Source organism: Candidatus Methylomirabilis sp. (genome assembly GCF_028716865.1).
In the GTDB taxonomy this organism is placed as follows: Bacteria; Methylomirabilota; Methylomirabilia; order Methylomirabilales; family Methylomirabilaceae; genus Methylomirabilis.
Genome location: NZ_JAQUOY010000039.1, coordinates 1 through 15,513, shown reverse-complemented (window position 1 = coordinate 15,513; position 15,513 = coordinate 1). Strand labels below are relative to the sequence as shown.

Sequence of the window (15,513 nt, the reverse complement as noted above, 5' to 3'; positions counted from 1 at the left end):
ATCTTGATAGCTCCGCCCAACTGGCGCTGATGGCTCGCGCAGTTACCGGAAATCCGGCGCGGAATGATCTTCCCTCGATCCGTAATGAAGTTCCTGAGCCTCTTGGCGTCCTTGAAATCGACCGCCTCGATCTTATCCACGCACCACTTGCAGACCTTTTGTCGCCGAAAGCTCCGCCGCTTTTTCAGCATCCGTCGTCACCCCCATGAGCATTACTGCGTTTCAAAATGGTACCTCCTCCTCCTCGCCGGATCGAGGTGGTTCCTCCTCGGAGACCCCTGCGTCCTTTCGCCCACCAATAAATTGCACCCGCTCTGCAACCACTTCGTATTTACTCCGCTTCTGGCCATCCGGGGTTTCCCATGACCGTTGCTGGAGTCGACCTTCGACCAGTGCCTGACGCCCTTTGCTCAGAAATTCGGCACAGGACTGCGCCTGTTTATCCCAGACAACCACTGTAATGAAACAGACCTCTTCTCGTCGCTCGCCACCTTTCGTTGTAAAAGATCGATTGACCGCCAGGTCGAAGTTACACACCGCCATGCCGGCAGGCGTATGCCGAAGTTCCGGATCCCGTGTCAGGTTCCCCAGCAAAATCACTCTATTAAAGCTCACCATCCCCGACCTCCTGGGTAGTTGTCACGGTACTACCCTCGAGTACGGCTTGCGACTTCGCCTTAAAGCGCCTCCCACGCGGCTCCTCAGCCCTGACTACCATTCCTTTCAGGATAGCCTCAGTGATCCGAAAATGCCGATCGAGATCAGCCACAACTCCGCCCATGCCACCCACCTTCATCAGGACATAGTGGCCCTCCCGCCGCTTCTTCACCTCGTAGGCCAGTCGCTTTTTCCCCCACTTTTGAACCTCCAGCACCTCCCCCCCTTTTTTAGCCACAACCTCGCGAACTCCGCTGATCTCTGTCTCAACACCATCCTCCGTGAGGGCTGGGTCCAGAATGATAATGACCTCGTGCTGGTTCACTCTCTTCACCTCCTCCAGATTACGCCATGCGAGCTTAATGAGCATCGCGAATGTTGTATCGGTTCATCGCCGCCTCAAGACTTTCCTGCAACAGCACTTCTACAGCATCGGCGGCCCGTTGTACCACTCCCTGTATCGCGTCGCCCTCACGTTCCTCGAAAGACCCGAGCACATGCTTTACCGTATCCTGTCCGTCCCGAGGCCGTCCGATTCCCACCTTGACTCGCAAAAAGTCAGGGCTGCCCATCGCCTCCAAGACGGAACGGACACCCCTATGGCCTCCGTGGCCGCCGCCAACCTTGATCCGTAGCTGAGAGGCAGGCAGGTCCAGGTCGTCATGAACGACAATAATCTGACCGGGCTCAAGACATAAGGCCTGTTGCCACCGAGAGACAGCGGAGCCGCTATCGTTCATGAAGGTCAAGGGCTTGACCAATAGAACCTGCACCCCATGCAGGGAGCCCTTCGCGAAAAGAGAACGGTATCGGCAACGCGTGAGGGCCATACCGCTCCGACCGGCCAACGTGTCCACCACCCGAAATCCCACATTGTGGCGACTCGCTTCATACTCCGGACCGGGATTGCCGAGGCCCACCACCATCCACAACGAGGTGCCCCACTAGGCGGTCTTGCCGCCCTCCTGCTTACCCTCTTTGCCTTCTTTCGATTCCTTCTTCCCAACCACCTCCGGCTCGCCCGGTTTCTCTTCCGCTGCAGCCGCGACTTCCTCCGCCGCCACCCGCTGGATCAGCACCGCAACTACGGGCCTGGCGGGGTCCTCAAGTATCTTGATGTCTCCCCCAACGGTAAGCTCACGGACGTGAATGGCGTGACCAAGATCGAGGTGACCGACATCCACCTGGATGTGACTGGGAATCGCCCCCGGCAGACACTCGACGCTCACCTCGCGCAGATGCTGCTCCAGAATGCCTCCCTTAAGCTTAACGCCGACGGCTTCCCCCACTATTCTGAGCGGGACCTGAACCCTGATTTTTCGCTTCATGGAGATCTCGAGGAAATCGGCGTGCAGCGGTTCCCCTCGCACAGGATCTCGCTGTAACTCCTTCAGAATGACAGTCTTCAATCGCTCACCATCCCCCTCCAGGGAGAGGGTAATCAGGACGTTCTCGCCCGCCCCGGTCCCCATGAGCTTCAGCATTTCAAGGGGATTGACCGTCACCGCCATCGGCCCGGAGGGGCCGCCATATACAACGGCCGGAATCATTCGCTGCCTCCGAAGCTTTTTCGCGGTTCCCTTGCCAACCTGCGTCCGGACCTGCCCTTTCAGCACCGCATCTGCCATTGCGCCCTCCTTCTCGCGAGGCACTGGTGGAACCTCCTCCTCGTTCATACGTACCCGATCTACCCCCCTCACCGTCAGACGAAAAGGCGGCTCACGGATTCCTCTTTGTGAATGCGACTGATAGCCTCCCCCAGGAGGGGTGCTACGGAGAGGACGGTCAGCTTTTTAGACATTCTGTCCTCGGGAAGCGGGATGGTGTTCGTGACGATCACCTCTTCAAGGACTGATCCATCGATCCGCTCCAGCGCCGGGCCCGAGAAAACCGGATGTGTACAACTCGCGAAGATCCGCTTCGCCCCCTTTTCAAGGAGCGCCGGGACCGCCTGCGTGAGGGTTCCACCGGTGTCGATCATGTCATCCACGATGATGACGTCCCGACCCTCGACGTCTCCAACGATATGCATTACTTTCGCCTCATTGGGCCGCGTCCGACGCTTGTCGATAAACGCCAGGGGGCTCCCCAGGCGCTTGGCGAACGCGCGGGCTCGCTCCACGCCGCCTGCATCCGGAGAGACCACCACCGCATCTCCCAACCTCCGCTCCTCGAAATACCGGAGTAGAACCGGAGCGGCATAGAGATGATCGACGGGGGTCGTGAAGAAACCCTGGATCTGTCCAGCGTGAAGATCCATCGTCAAGACCCGATGCACTCCAGCCGCCGTGAGCAGGTCAGCCACCAGTTTTGCGGTGATGGGTACACGAGGCTGAACCTTCCGATCCTGCCGCCCATAGCCGTAGTACGGCATGACGGCAGTAATCCGCCAAGCCGATGCTCGCTTCAAGGCATCAATGATCACCAACAGTTCCATCAGGTTCTCGTTGACGGGCCGGCACGTGGGCTGGATCACGAAGACGTCGGCGCCCCTGACATTCTCAAATATCTGGACCAGGATCTCGTCGTCAGCGAAGCGTGATACCTCGGCATCACCCAGTGGGACGCCGAGATAGTCCGCAATCTCTTGTGACAAGGCTCGATTGGCGTTGCCAGAGAAAAGGATTAACCGATCAGTCATCAGACGTTCTCCGAATACCGCATAGTTCCTCCTACCCCTCTACGCTCGGCTCAACGGCGGCCTGCCGCTCCCTGCTGGCTGGGGGGCGAGGACTCGAACCTCGATGTGCAGATCCAAAGTCTGCCGGATTACCCTTATCCGACCCCCCAAAGGACGGGCGTTGCTCGCTGAACATCAAAAACGGGGTATCCAGTCCCCGTGTACGCTACTCACCCGTCATGAACAGAGGGTTCCTCTCCAAGGTGCGGCAGGCAACGGCAGCAATTCCACTCTCGACCAAACTTGCGGCTACCCGCTTGGCCATCTCGGCCTCTCGCATGACACCGAAAACAGTTGGCCCGCTCCCGCTGACCAAGACCGGGCTTGCGCCCAACAGCAACAACCGCTGTTTGAGGTTGGCAACCGACGGATAGGCCTCAAGAACCACGTCTTCCAACCGGTTAAAACAGTGCGAGAGTGCCGCCGCCTCCTGGCCAGACTCAAACAAATCATGCATTGTAATCCCAGTTTTGTCAGATGTCAATGGTAATCTCAGACGGCGGTAGACCGAGGGCGTGGGGATTTCTATCCCTGGATTGGCAATGACGAGCCATCGGGGCGTCAGTGCAGCCATCTCTTCTACCCGTTCCCCTCGTCCCCTTATAAAGGCGGCTTCTCGACAAAAGAAAAGGGGAACATCAGAGCCTAGCGCGGATCCGAGACATATCAACTCCTCGCGAGGCCACCCAAGGTCGTACAACAGGTTCAGCCCCCACAAGGTCGCCGCGGCGTTGCTCGACCCCCCTCCCATCCCTCCAGCGATAGGAATATGTTTCTCAATCCGAATGTTCACCCCGCCGTGCGCGCCACTGTGTCGCAGCAGCAAATCGGCCGCTCGATAGCACAGATTATCGGGTCCCGACGGAACCTTGGGATCCCCGGCCCGGATTGTAATCCCGCTCGTGCGGCGTTCCAAGGTGATGGTATCGCATAGCTCGGTCAGGACCACGATCGAGCAGATCTCATGGTACCCATCGTCGCGACGTCCAAGAACCTCTAGGAAGAGATTAATCTTGGATGGGGAAGTCAGCGTGATCTGCTTCATGTCTTAAGGGAACCTGAGCAATGGGGTTAAACCCGCATCCAGGTCCACCACCTGCGCCCCTTGGGCCGGCTGCGGGATTTCAAACAGCTCACGAGGTAACTCGGGATTCAGATTGTAGGACCGGTACGATACCTCCACCGCTACCTGTTTCAAGGGCTCCTCCAGAAGGAGCGAATGCAGCCCGTGGCCCGTAGGAGTGTACCGAAATCTCAAGCGGAGCGACGTACGGTCGTATAACTCTCCCCTCAGCAGGCTCAGGTCGTTATCGGATAACCAGAGACGCTGCGTGAAGGACGATTCCTGCTCTCGTAGCAGATACGCGTGATCATCATCCGGGCCATAGAGTTCTGTCTGCTCAATCTGAACAGAAAGGGGTGGCAATCCAAGCAATAGCCGTACCAGATGTGCTGGCGCCACGCGCAGTCCCGTCACTGCGGCCACATTATCAGGCGTCGCACTCCCCTCAACGAATATGTTCTGCAGTAGTGCATGTGCCACCAGTCGGTGTCCGTCGCTCAAGACAACCAATGACGTGAACCCACCCCAGCCGATGCTCTCCAGTCGAATCAGATCGGGTCGCTCGATGGCGACCACCTCTTGTCGATACTCTTGCGACCCCCCCCGCCGCACTGTGAGGTCGAGTACGGCTTGCAAGGTTGTGACCGTGGCCTCGCGCTCCTGTAGGGCCTGAAGAATCCCCTGTGCAACTGGCCGCGAAGGGCGCGGGAGATCCTTTGCCTCTGGAACAAGATAAGAAGCATGAGCGCACGCACTCAGCGCTACTCCTGTTATGAGCGCCACGAGACAGAGAGGTGGGCGAGTACCGGTCATCCACCTTCTCGAGAGAGTACGTCCCGGGCCTTTCTGAGCTTGCGCTGGATCGTCTCGTTGCTGCTATCGATGGTGAGAGATCGTTCCCATTCCCTGATCGCCTCAGGGACCATCTGCTTCCTGAAGTAGACGTCTCCGAGGTGTTCAAAGATGGTGGGGTCTTCCTTCGTGGAGAGTTCCACGGCGCGCTTCAGTTCCACCAGGGCTTCGTCCACCATTCCCTTCTTATAGTAGGCCCATCCCAGGCTGTCTACGAAGGCCCCGTTATCGGGCTGAAGCTCTAACGCCTTCTTGACCAGGGCAATCGACTCATCGAGCTTGATCCCCTCATCGGCAAACATAAAGCCCAGATAGTTGTACGCATCCGCATTCTTCGGATCGATCACCAAGAGCTTACGAAAGATCGTTTCGGCCTCATCAATGTGACGACTTCGCTCAAAGGCCGAGCCGAGTTGATAGAGGTAGGCAACATTGTTCGGTTCCAGGCCAAGAGCGCGCTCAAGTTGCGAGATAGCCTGCGCGTAGCTTTTTTGTTGGAAATAGATCAAACCCATCAGGTACGGAATGTTGCCTTCATTCGGCTTGAGGGCTCCCGCCGTAGAGAGCAGGTCGTTGGCCTCGGCGTATCGTTCCTTCTGGCTGAGGATGTAGCCGCGGTGGAATAGCGCATCGGGATAGCGTGAACTGTCCTTGGGAATCTTCGCCAGCTCTTCGAGGGCCTCATCGAAGTGTTTCTCATCCTCAAGGGTCAGCCCCAGATAGTAGCGAACGTCATAGTTGCTCGCTTCCTGTTGGAGGATATCCCGAAAGATCCTTATGGCCTCGCCGTACGCTCTCTTTTCATAGTAGATAAATCCAACCCGCAGTTTGAGCGAGCTGTTGCTCGGCTCCTGATCGAGCAGTCGGCGGTACTCGACAAGGGCGCCGTCCAGGTCCTTCAGTCTCAAGAGAAGCTGCGCCAAACGCTCTCGAATCTCACCGTTCCTGAGATCGCCCTCGAGCGTACGTTGGTAAATCTCCCTGGCCTCGTCTAATCTTCCCTGCGCCTCAAGGCTCATCCCGAGCGCTGCCAACGCAGGGTCGAACTCTGAGTCGCGCTCCAGGATCTCCCGGAAGAGTTGACCGGCATGCTCCGGCTGCCCTTCCTCCAGGTAGAGACGACCCAGGTTATAGCGGGCAACCAGCGAACCCGGATCAACGTCCAGCGCTCTCCGGTATACGGCAATCGCCTCCTGCGCTCGCTTGGCCTCCGCGTAAAGGGCCGCGAGTTGCAGGTACGTCTCGATCCGGCTGGGGTTCAGGTCGACCGCCTCACGGAGGTAACGTTCGGCGACCGGAAGGTTGTGCAAGCTCTGATAGACGGCAGCCAAGAGCAAATAAGCTTGAAGGTTCTTCGGATCAAGAGCGAGCGCATCCTCTCCCGCGGTGATCGCCCCTCGAAAGTCGCCTCGCTTCATGTACAGGAAGGCCAGGTGATGATGCATGATGACAGAGCGAGGATCGACGTGCAGTGCCCCCTTCTGCCATATGATCGCCTCCTGATAATTCCCTGCTTGCTCTGCCAGCAGACTCCTCATAAATTGATAGTAGGCCTCCGCCTTCCCTTTCCCCTCGGTCCGTTCGGCTACAGAAGCGGCGGTAGTCAGGGGTACTCCACGGTTCCCAGAATTTTCGGACTCGACCATCTGCGCGGCCACGCACCCTTGACCGAACACAGCCAGCCCCAACAATCCGTAGAGGCATTGTCTGGCCCACCCAGACCCGATCATACTCATCCAGTTCCTCATGCACTCCTGCAAAAATCAGCCATTATAACTGTCCCATCATCTCTGATTTGAGCCTAGCAGGTCTGCAGGTCGGAGTCAACGCCGAACACCTCGGGTAAGGTCGCGTGTGCGCGCAGCTATCGATGATGGCCAGCAACGATTCCCGGCCCTCCTCAGACTTCGCAGAAAACGGGATAACCGTCTCAGGATCACTCAAGCCTAAGGCATGGGCAACACCGCGGATGTGCGCGTCACGGACCGTCCGCCGAAGCTTATCGATCTTGGTGAGAACGGGGACCAAGCCGATGGAGAGATTGTCCAATAATCGCTTCATCTGCAGGTCCTTCTCCGTCACCCCTTGTCGCGCATCAAGGAGTACAATGACAGCCCTGAGGTCGCAACTTGCAGTCAAATACCCCTCGACCAGTGGCCCCCACGCTCGCCGAATCGATTCAGGCACCTTTGCGTAACCGTACCCGGGGAGATCAACCAGATAGAAGTCCTGGTTGACCAGGAAAAAATTAAGAAGCTGCGTTCGGCCTGGTATGGCGCTGACGCGGGCAAGCCCACGGCGACGCAGCAAGCAGTTGATCAACGAGGACTTGCCGACATTGGAGCGGCCCACGACCGCGATCTCCGCTCGTTGCTCACGCGGGAGCTGGGCGAGCGACGAGACGCTCGTAACGAACTCAGCAGAGAGGATTTTCATGGCGCCAGTATAGCATAGCTTTCCTGCGCCACTTGTCCGATGTTCGGTCCTGCTCATCTGTTCGCTTCCGACTCTCTCCTGCGCTCTGTACTGGGCCTGGCCCGACAACAGGCGGCCGATTAAGAGAGCGACGAGAAAAGGTTTGACCCCTCCGACATTGCTATGATAAACGAGTTCATCATGATCGGTCGGCTGCTACGCGTTTCTGGAGTGATTGTGGCGCTGGTATGGGCCGTCTCGACCTCCGCGTCTGGAGAACGAGGGGGAGACCATACCGCCGGTACGTCAGGCGCTATGCACGAGTCAGGCCCCAGGCTTCCCGTCGGGCAGCCCAAGGCGATGGCGCAATCGGCAAGCGGCTCACAACGGCTCTATGTGGCGACCGAGACCGGCCTGTTCACCAGTGACGATAAAGGCCATCATTGGGACCGGCTTCGGGTTGCCCCTCTCACGAATGGCGACGTTCTCGCGCTAGCGGTACACCCGCTCCATGAAGGGCACCTGTTCGTCGGCGGTCGCGGCGGACTCTGGAAGAGCCTAGATGGAGGGGGAAGTTGGAGGTCCCTCTCTACTCCGGCAGAGACCCGTTCAGCCATCCGCTCTATTGCTGTAGCACCGACGGTTCCTGAGACGATCTATATCGGCACCGACCAGGAGGGCGTCTTTCGAAGTCCTGATGGGGGACGCGTCTGGAGTCCAGCCGGTCAGGGGTTGCCGGAAGCCTTGGCGGGCGGGCGCGTCGTACCGATCCGGAGTCTCGCTATCGATCCCACCAACGCCTCAATCGCCTATGCAGGCACTGAGCTTCACGGTCTGTACAAGACCACCGATGGCGGAACATCATGGGCCGCCACGAATCGGGGGTTGGGACTATTCCCCTTACCGTGGCGTGTCGGGAGCCCCAGCATGGTGATCAGTCACGTCGATCCTCGGCAGATAATGGCGATGCTCCTCCGCCCGCTTCACTCCCGGCTGGTCAAGACGTTCGTCTACCAAAGCTCTGACGGCGGACAACATTGGTTTGCGCTGGAGGTTGAGGTTCCCTTGGATGCTCAAGGGGTTACCTTAGCCGAAGATCCCTCTGACCCGAAGTACGTCGTTCTCTTCACAACCAAAGGCGCCATACAGCTCCAATGGCAGCCGATCGCAGAGACCAGGCACACCGGACCGAAGCCGTGAACGGGAAGAATCTCTAAGGGCTAACGCGAGTGAGGCGACGTAAGCTATTTCGAGTGCTATGCGTACCGATTATTTGCCTTCTCCTTACAGTCTTTTCAGCCACTGCAGCCTGGGCCGACTTCGACTCCGGCGATATCGCCGTTATCGAGGCCGACCCCGCAATTCTTCAGCCTGGAGAAGCGTTCGATCTAGCCGGCAAGACGTTGACCTTCACGCCGAAGAGTGGCGGCGGGTATAGCATCGGTATTGCGACCGGAACTATCAACTCCAACCTCGGAACCAACCTTAGCTTGATCGATGACACCTCGACGGGCGCTCTGGCTCTTGGCTTCAGCTTTCCCTTCTTTGGCACGAACTACACAGCGCTCTTTGTCAACGCAAATGGATACGCAACGTTTGGGAGTGCGAGCAGTTTTGCCAACTTCAACTCCGCTGCGGGGAACGATCTCAGCACCGTCCTGGATCGGATGGCAGAAGGCTTACCTCGTATCGCCGCGCTCTGGAATGACCTCAACCCAGCGCTGGGCGGCGGGGTATTTTTCAATGCGTTGCCGGACCGGGTGCTGATTACCTGGAATGCCGTTCCGCGGTTTGGCGCACCGAGTACCTCGAATACCTTCCAGATCACACTGTTTCCCAGCGGCGTCATTCAGCTCACCTACGGCAGCATCGGCGCGCCCTCAACCGATCCGGTATTGGGCGGCTTCCTCGTGGGCATCTCCCCAGGAAGCTCGTTCGCCCTCTTTACGACGACCCTCGACCTCCACACGGGGAGTGGCGGCTCCACCTCGATATATTCGAATCAAGAGCCGCTGATGCAGGTATTCGGAGGCATGCCGAACCCGCTGGTCCATATCCCTACTGTGGCCAAACGGTTTTACCAAACCCATAGTGACAGCCTCGATCAGTTAATGATGTTTGCCAACTTCAGCAATGCCCTCGGCGACGCCTTCGCCTTTGAGCAACCGATCCGAATCTCCATGACCGGGACCGGACAATCGATCTTCAATCTTAGCTCATTCTTCGGCAGCTCCGGAAGGCTCCACAGCATGCTGAATTTGAACAGACTGTCGGTCTACCCTGATGATCTCACCTGTTTGACAAACCCGAATTGCCGCCTACCCGGTAATAACGACTCCACATTGACACTAATAGGCCAAGAGGCAGGCCATCAGTGGTTGGCCTTCCTGAGCTTCGACGACGGCGGAGTCAGCAGCGACCTTCTCCTGGGGAGAGATTTGGCGCATTGGAGCTTCTTCCTTGATAGCGATGCCTCGGACATGGAAGGTAACAATTGGATCGATAACGCCAACGGAACCTTCACCTCGAATGAGTTGACCATCCGGTATAGTCCCCTGGATCAGTACGCAATGGGCCTCCGATCAGCCAGCGAGGTCCCGAACTTCTTTTTCATCAGGAATCCTACAGGGACAACAAGAACACGGAGCAGCCCACCTGAAATAGGCGTGACTGTCAGCGGCACGCGACAGAATGTCTCTATTGCTCAGATTACGGCCATCGAGGGGGTTCGGCCGCCAGGCTTTACCGGCGTCAACCCGACGACCGTCTGGCACCAAGCGTTCATTCTATTGATCAGGACCGGTACAATACCCTCATCGACCGACCTCAGCAAAATTGATACGATCCGCTCGGCCTGGATCCCGTACTTTGCTAATGCGGTGAGTGGAAGGGCCTCTATTTCTACTAGCTTAGGCACTACGCCGCCGACGGCTGCTGTCGCGCTCAACGGCTCAGCCTTCCATGCGGGCCAAACAATCGCCTATCAGGCCACACTCGCTCCGGGCTCCACACCGACTCAGGTAGACATCTATCTCGGAGCTCTTCTACCTGACAGCATCACGTTCCTCTCGCTGCTGCAGGGGTCCGGTGGGGCCATCTCGTTCACCCTCGGTCCTACTCCCATCTCCTTTCTCTCAAACGTGACGCTTAGCTCGGAGCTTATAGTCCCGTTTTCATACACGTTTACGGGTCTTGAACCGGTCGGTACCTATTTCACCTATGCGGGGCTGGCGGTCGCGGGCAGTAATCCCCTGCAGTCCTCGAATCAATTGAGCCTAGGGGTCCAGACTTTCCAGTTCAGACCGTGAGGTTACGGCGGTCACACGCTTGTTGAGCGTGCCTGATGCCCCTCCTCCCACTCTTCTCCCATCACTCTGCCCTCTCCACGCTGTGGAGAGAGAAGGATCATGAAAGGGTGAGGGTCTGCCTTTCCCCTTGACCTGCCTAAATCGCCGTGATACTCATCGAGCGAGATTACTTCGGCTGTGCCTCATAATGAGACTCAAAAGAGCGATGGAGGGAGAATGGCTCGGATTGCAGTCCTAGGCGGAGACGGGGTTGGTCCAGAGGTGGTCCGGGAGGCGGCGAAGATTCTCGCGACTGCCGGAGCCCGTTTCGGCATCCCCTTGGAGTTCGAAGAGGGGGTCGTCGGGGGGGCCGCCATTGACAAGCACGGCACACCGCTCCCACAGGAGACGCGGCAACTCTGCAGTGTGTGCGATGCGATCCTCTTCGGCGCGGTCGGTGGTCCCAAATGGGACAGCCTGCCGGTAGATCGCCGGCCGGAGCGTGGTCTGCTCCTCCTCCGTAAGGAGCTGGGACTGTACGCGAACCTCCGACCAGTGAAGCTATTCGCCCCCCTCGTTGATACCTCGCCACTGAAGCGCGAAATCATTGAGGAGGTCGATCTGATGGTACTGCGCGAGTTGACCGGTGGCCTCTACTTCGGCGAGCCGAAGGGGATCGTCCCCGTTGAAAACGGCAAGGGAAAACGAGGCGTGGATACGCTCATCTACACTACCCATGAGATCGAGCGGATTGCCAGGATCGGATTTCAGATCGCCGCGCAGCGTCGGAAGCGACTCACCTCGGTCGATAAGGTCAATGTGCTGGCCAGCTCCCAGCTCTGGCGCCAAGTGGTCATCGAAGCGGCTAAGGAGTTCCCGGACATCGAGTTGGACCATATGCTGGTAGACAACTGCGCAATGCAGCTCATCCGCGATCCCCGACGCTTCGACGTCGTGCTGACCGAGAATACGTTCGGAGATATCCTAAGCGACGAGGCCGCCATGCTCGTCGGCTCTATCGGAATGCTGCCTTCGGCAAGCCTGGGCGATGGCCCAGGCTTATACGAACCGATCCATGGCTCCGCTCCAGACATCGCCGGGCAGGATAAAGCCAACCCTCTCGCCACGATCCTGTCCGTCGCAATGCTCCTGCGCCATTCACTCCACCACGAGTCAGCAGCAGCCGCTATCGAGGCTGCGGTAAGCCAGGTGCTCGAGCGAGGCTACCGAACGCCCGATATCTGGCAACCCGGCCCCACAGTGCTTGTTGGCACGGCGCAAATGGGCGAGCTGGTCGTCGAGAGTGTTGTGAAAGGCTAAGTGTGCCCGGAATGGGAGTTGTCGCGCGGCAGGCGCATCCTTGTTCGCTCAAGCGAGAACGATCGAATGCGGCGGCAGATCAGATACCAGACGACAAAAACGTTGATTGTAAGAGCAACCCCGTAGGTGAGGCGGAACGACCAGACCGTTTCGTACAGCTCAACGGGAATGAAGAGCCCCGTCGCGCCAATCGTCAGCCAGTCAGCCCATACCCGTCCCAGGTGAAGTCCCCAGGCCATGGTCATCAGCAGGGCTGAGTACGTGATGGTCACGAGCCCTATCGCGACGATCTGCCTCGGAGACACCCCGGTGAGCCACTCGAGTAACTGCAGGAGATACTGGTTCTCTGGATCAACGCCCAACGTATCGGCCGCTCCCTCTGCCAAATCGGAAACGTCTTTGTTGATCAGGGCAAAGGCACTCAGGCCGATCAATAAGAACAGGACCCCGCCAAGAGCCTTGATGGCAATGATGGTCCGTATGGCCCCACCTTTTGAGTCGCTCGACTCTGATAAGGCGCTATCCTCAACTCTCAACGCCTGACCTTCCTTATCTAACCTGACTCAGCCGACCCTTGGCCCGCTTCGCCTCTTGCGACTTTGGGAACTGCTTGATAAGTAACTCGAACTCCGTAATCGCCTGGTCATAATTCTTCTGGCTATAATACGACTCGCCAAGCCAGTATCGGGCGTTCGGCAGACGCCTGGAGTTGGGGTAAAGTTCAACGATGCGCCGGAAACCGTTGATTGCTGATTCATAGTTGCCCTTCGTATAGTCGGAGAGCGCATGGCTGTATAGCTCCTCAGCGCTCTGCGGACTAGCCATCGATCGAGCAGCCGAGGCCGGCGGCGCAGGCGACTCTACCTTCTGAGCGGCGGGTGGAGGGGGCACAGCCCCTTGAGTTGGGGCCTGGGTGGCCGGCGCAGACGGAACAAGAGGGGGCGCCATGATCGGGGCAACCGCAGGGGGCATGGGCTGCGTCCCGGCGCGAGGCAAGTCGGCAGAACCAGTGATCGGCTTTCCCTTGGTCGTTTTTCTGGCTTCGGTCAAGGCCAGTTGTGCGGTAGTGTTGACCTGCTCAATTGCAGCGTTCGTCTGTTGGGCCATTTGTCCCAGCGCTGCCGTCACTTGCTTTGCAGTCTGCTGGGAGGCAGCCACCGCCTGCTGGGCCACAGTCGTCGCCTCCTGTGAAGCAACAACGGACTGATTGACCTGCTTGTCGAGCCCATTCAATCGTCGTCCGAACTGCTCGATCTGACGCCCAGACTCATCAACTCGCCTATTGATCTCCGCAATGCCATGACCAATCCCCTCGGTCTGCCCCTGAGCCAAGCGCACCTCGGTTGTCAACTCATCAAGCTTTACAGTGAGAGCCGCCTGGGACTGAAGGAACCCTTGTCTTTCCTGTCGTTCCTGGGCGACCTTCGCCGCTTGGCTCTTGAGATCCGAATCCAACTTCCTCAGCTTCTCTTCCAGGGCTGCCCGAGTGCGCTCGCTCTTTTCTAGGCGATCCTCGACCTTCCTGAGATGCTCCTCGATGAACATCCTGGTTCCTTCACCTGTCCTGGCGACGGCTGCCACCTCGCTCCTCATTGAGTCGACATCCCGCTGAACCATGCGCAGGGGCAGGTCTCCCTCACATCCCATAGTCAACACGCTGAAGGTCAGCGCAGCCGCTAGCAGAAGATAAGGTCTCATCCCCTTCTCTCTGGCGTCGACTGCTGCAAGCGTCTCGTCATTTCGCGCTAGGGGTAAAATGGGCTCGCCGATTCCACTTCCATGCGGATTCGTCATGTCCTAGAGCGAATGGGCGCTCCTTCCCAAAACTGATAGTGCTGATTCGATCCGCACCGATCCCGGCAGCCGTTAAGTAATCGCGCGTTGCTCTGGCCCGCCGCTCGCCAAGCGCAAGATTGTATTCACTGGAACCGCGCTCGTCGCAGTGGCCTTCAATAGTCACCTTACCCGCGAGATTTTTCCTGAGCCATTCAATGTTCTCATTCAATTGCTTCTTCGAGTCCTCTCGAATGGCAGACTGATCATAGTCGAAGTAGATATCTTTCAGTGCCAGCTCTGGTTCTGCCGCCGCCTTGCCCTCCGCTGAGGGCTCCGGTTTCACCTCCGCCTCAGCGATCTTAGCCTCCGGAACCGCACCGGCTTCGGTGGTCGGCTTGGCTTCTGACGGCTGGGCAGCGACCTCAGTGGGAGACTTCTCTTCTGGAATGGCAACTTTTGGCAATGGCGGAGGCGTCGGCATCCCGACCTCGCCTTGCGGCGCCATCGGCCTCGGAACAGTTTCTACAACATCCGGCCGTTTCGGACAGCCGGTCAGAAACAGCATCGTAAGAGCCAACGTGATGGTGGAACCGATCCATGTTCGCTGCATCCATCTCATCTCGAATTCCTCCCCATATTCTTGCCAACGATCCTCTTCTACGCTAGTCCGCCAATTTCCCGGTTACGCCTTCACGGTTGTCCTTTGAAAAGAACTGCCCAGCCTTGCCTACGGCGACCAGTCGGCGAGGTAATTTTCCTTTCCGTCCCTAGTCAATTGACGCTGATTCGATCCATCGGCCTTCATAATGTACAGATGCCGCTGACTATTCCGCGTCGAGGTAAATAGAATATGCCGACCATCAGCCGACCATGATGGTTCCTCGTTATTGCGCGAGTTCGAAGTCAACTGGACCAGTCCTGTGCCGTCAGGATTGATCAGATAGATGTCGAAGCTCCCGCGCTGTCTACCCACAAAGGCGATCTTGTCCCCGCGCGGGGACCACCGAGGCGACACGCTATAATCTCCGACCCCAAAGGTCAGACGCCGGATGTTCGTCCCGTCGATATCCATCAGATAGATCTGAGGAGTACTGCCCCGATCCGAATTAAACACGATCTGCCGTCCGTTCGGAGCGAAGGAGGGGGAGATATCGATGTGCGGCCCCTGCGTCAGTTGACGAAGGCCGGTCCCATCCGGCCGGATAAGAAAGAGGTTGGTGCCCATCCCACTGCTCATCGAGAAGGCAAGCCACTCTCCATCCGGAGACCAAGCTGGGGCGACGTTGAGCCCTGGGTTCGACGAGATCTTTTGACGCCGTCCGGTCTCTAGATCGATCACGAACAGGTCCGGGTTCCGATCCCGATAGGAGGTATAGGCGATCTTCTTGCCATCAGGAGACCACCGCGGGGACAGGTTGATGGAGTGATTACCGGTGATAAGGAGGGGATTATATGCATCATAG

Annotated in this window: 16 protein-coding genes, 1 tRNA gene and 1 pseudogene; 3 read left to right on the top strand and 15 right to left on the bottom strand. The window is 58.0% G+C overall.

The window, feature by feature from the left end:
• From rpsR to yihA, 11 genes are all read right to left on the bottom strand, one after another.
• A partial coding sequence (gene rpsR, locus PHV01_RS12055) for a 30S ribosomal protein S18 (RefSeq protein WP_337291406.1) occupies positions 1-191 on the bottom strand: 191 nt, incomplete at its 3' end.
• Between the two features lie 31 nt (positions 192-222).
• Entirely contained in the window at positions 223-618 is a 396-nt protein-coding gene (locus PHV01_RS12050) for a single-stranded DNA-binding protein (protein ID WP_337291405.1), read from the bottom strand.
• Positions 605-982 (bottom strand): 30S ribosomal protein S6, encoded by a 378-nt coding sequence (gene rpsF / locus PHV01_RS12045; RefSeq protein WP_337291404.1) that lies wholly within the window; start codon positions 980-982, stop codon positions 605-607. Before rpsF ends, PHV01_RS12050 begins: the two co-directional genes overlap by 14 nt.
• Positions 983-1,016: 34 nt before the next feature.
• Positions 1,017-1,583 (bottom strand): aminoacyl-tRNA hydrolase, encoded by a 567-nt coding sequence (gene pth, locus PHV01_RS12040; protein ID WP_337291407.1) that lies wholly within the window; start codon positions 1,581-1,583, stop codon positions 1,017-1,019.
• An 18-nt stretch (positions 1,584-1,601) separates the two neighbouring features.
• On the bottom strand, positions 1,602-2,285 hold the full coding sequence (locus tag PHV01_RS12035) for a 50S ribosomal protein L25 (RefSeq protein WP_337291403.1): 684 nt from the start codon (positions 2,283-2,285) through the stop codon (positions 1,602-1,604).
• Positions 2,286-2,359: 74 nt separating this feature from the next.
• Complete coding sequence (locus PHV01_RS12030) at positions 2,360-3,298, bottom strand: ribose-phosphate pyrophosphokinase (RefSeq protein ID WP_337291402.1); 939 nt, start codon at positions 3,296-3,298, stop codon at positions 2,360-2,362.
• A 75-nt stretch (positions 3,299-3,373) separates the two neighbouring features.
• A tRNA-Gln gene (locus tag PHV01_RS12025) sits at positions 3,374-3,447 on the bottom strand.
• Between the two features lie 56 nt (positions 3,448-3,503).
• The gene (gene ispE / locus PHV01_RS12020; RefSeq protein ID WP_337291401.1) at positions 3,504-4,382 is read right to left on the bottom strand and encodes a 4-(cytidine 5'-diphospho)-2-C-methyl-D-erythritol kinase; all 879 of its coding nucleotides are present in this window, start codon (positions 4,380-4,382) and stop codon (positions 3,504-3,506) included.
• A gap of 3 nt (positions 4,383-4,385) precedes the next feature.
• Positions 4,386-5,213: a DUF4292 domain-containing protein gene (locus PHV01_RS12015; RefSeq protein ID WP_337291400.1), complete on the bottom strand. Its 828-nt coding sequence runs from the start codon at positions 5,211-5,213 to the stop codon at positions 4,386-4,388.
• Positions 5,210-6,988: a tetratricopeptide repeat protein gene (locus tag PHV01_RS12010; RefSeq protein ID WP_337291399.1), complete on the bottom strand. Its 1,779-nt coding sequence runs from the start codon at positions 6,986-6,988 to the stop codon at positions 5,210-5,212. The genes PHV01_RS12015 and PHV01_RS12010 overlap by 4 nt, the downstream gene beginning before the upstream one ends.
• Before the next feature lie 34 nt (positions 6,989-7,022).
• Positions 7,023-7,745 (bottom strand): ribosome biogenesis GTP-binding protein YihA/YsxC, encoded by a 723-nt coding sequence (gene yihA / locus PHV01_RS12005; RefSeq protein ID WP_337291398.1) that lies wholly within the window; start codon positions 7,743-7,745, stop codon positions 7,023-7,025.
• Positions 7,746-7,868: 123 nt separating this feature from the next.
• Here yihA and PHV01_RS12000 point away from each other — a divergent pair, with 123 nt between their 5' ends.
• The 3 genes from PHV01_RS12000 (at position 7,869) to leuB (ending at position 12,274) form a co-directional block, all read left to right on the top strand.
• A complete protein-coding gene (locus PHV01_RS12000) occupies positions 7,869-8,867 on the top strand; it encodes a YCF48-related protein (protein WP_337291397.1) in 999 nt (332 codons plus the stop codon).
• Positions 8,868-8,896: 29 nt separating this feature from the next.
• A complete protein-coding gene (locus PHV01_RS11995; RefSeq protein ID WP_337291396.1) occupies positions 8,897-10,975 on the top strand; it encodes a hypothetical protein in 2,079 nt (692 codons plus the stop codon).
• Between the two features lie 216 nt (positions 10,976-11,191).
• Positions 11,192-12,274, top strand: a complete 1,083-nt coding sequence (leuB, locus tag PHV01_RS11990; protein WP_337291395.1) for a 3-isopropylmalate dehydrogenase — start codon at positions 11,192-11,194, stop codon at positions 12,272-12,274.
• Here the strand turns inward: leuB and PHV01_RS11985 are convergent.
• From PHV01_RS11985 to PHV01_RS11970, 4 genes and pseudogenes are all read right to left on the bottom strand, one after another.
• The gene (locus PHV01_RS11985) at positions 12,271-12,810 is read right to left on the bottom strand and encodes a DUF2127 domain-containing protein (protein WP_337291394.1); all 540 of its coding nucleotides are present in this window, start codon (positions 12,808-12,810) and stop codon (positions 12,271-12,273) included. The genes leuB and PHV01_RS11985 overlap by 4 nt on opposite strands.
• A 13-nt stretch (positions 12,811-12,823) precedes the next feature.
• Positions 12,824-13,972 (bottom strand): outer membrane protein assembly factor BamD, encoded by a 1,149-nt coding sequence (gene bamD, locus PHV01_RS11980; RefSeq protein ID WP_337291393.1) that lies wholly within the window; start codon positions 13,970-13,972, stop codon positions 12,824-12,826.
• A gap of 37 nt (positions 13,973-14,009) precedes the next feature.
• A complete protein-coding gene (gene pal, locus PHV01_RS11975) occupies positions 14,010-14,669 on the bottom strand; it encodes a peptidoglycan-associated lipoprotein Pal (protein ID WP_337291392.1) in 660 nt (219 codons plus the stop codon).
• A 108-nt stretch (positions 14,670-14,777) separates the two neighbouring features.
• Positions 14,778-15,513: pseudogene (locus PHV01_RS11970) on the bottom strand (Tol-Pal system beta propeller repeat protein TolB); the annotation flags it as partial.

Excerpts from the sequence above, each read along its gene's own strand:
- PHV01_RS12050 (WP_337291405.1), bottom strand. The coding sequence starts at position 618 with ATGGTGAGCTTTAATAGAGTGATTTTGCTGGGGAACCTGACACGGGAT.
- pth (WP_337291407.1), bottom strand. The coding sequence starts at position 1,583 with ATGGTGGTGGGCCTCGGCAATCCCGGTCCGGAGTATGAAGCGAGTCGC.
- PHV01_RS12035 (WP_337291403.1), bottom strand. The coding sequence starts at position 2,285 with ATGGCAGATGCGGTGCTGAAAGGGCAGGTCCGGACGCAGGTTGGCAAG.
- PHV01_RS12030 (WP_337291402.1), bottom strand. The coding sequence starts at position 3,298 with ATGACTGATCGGTTAATCCTTTTCTCTGGCAACGCCAATCGAGCCTTG.
- ispE (WP_337291401.1), bottom strand. The coding sequence starts at position 4,382 with ATGAAGCAGATCACGCTGACTTCCCCATCCAAGATTAATCTCTTCCTA.
- PHV01_RS12015 (WP_337291400.1), bottom strand. The coding sequence starts at position 5,213 with ATGACCGGTACTCGCCCACCTCTCTGTCTCGTGGCGCTCATAACAGGA.
- PHV01_RS12010 (WP_337291399.1), bottom strand. The coding sequence starts at position 6,988 with ATGAGTATGATCGGGTCTGGGTGGGCCAGACAATGCCTCTACGGATTG.
- yihA (WP_337291398.1), bottom strand. The coding sequence starts at position 7,745 with ATGAGCAGGACCGAACATCGGACAAGTGGCGCAGGAAAGCTATGCTAT.
- PHV01_RS12000 (WP_337291397.1), top strand. The coding sequence starts at position 7,869 with ATGATCGGTCGGCTGCTACGCGTTTCTGGAGTGATTGTGGCGCTGGTA.
- leuB (WP_337291395.1), top strand. The coding sequence starts at position 11,192 with ATGGCTCGGATTGCAGTCCTAGGCGGAGACGGGGTTGGTCCAGAGGTG.
- bamD (WP_337291393.1), bottom strand. The coding sequence starts at position 13,972 with ATGAGACCTTATCTTCTGCTAGCGGCTGCGCTGACCTTCAGCGTGTTG.
- pal (WP_337291392.1), bottom strand. The coding sequence starts at position 14,669 with ATGAGATGGATGCAGCGAACATGGATCGGTTCCACCATCACGTTGGCT.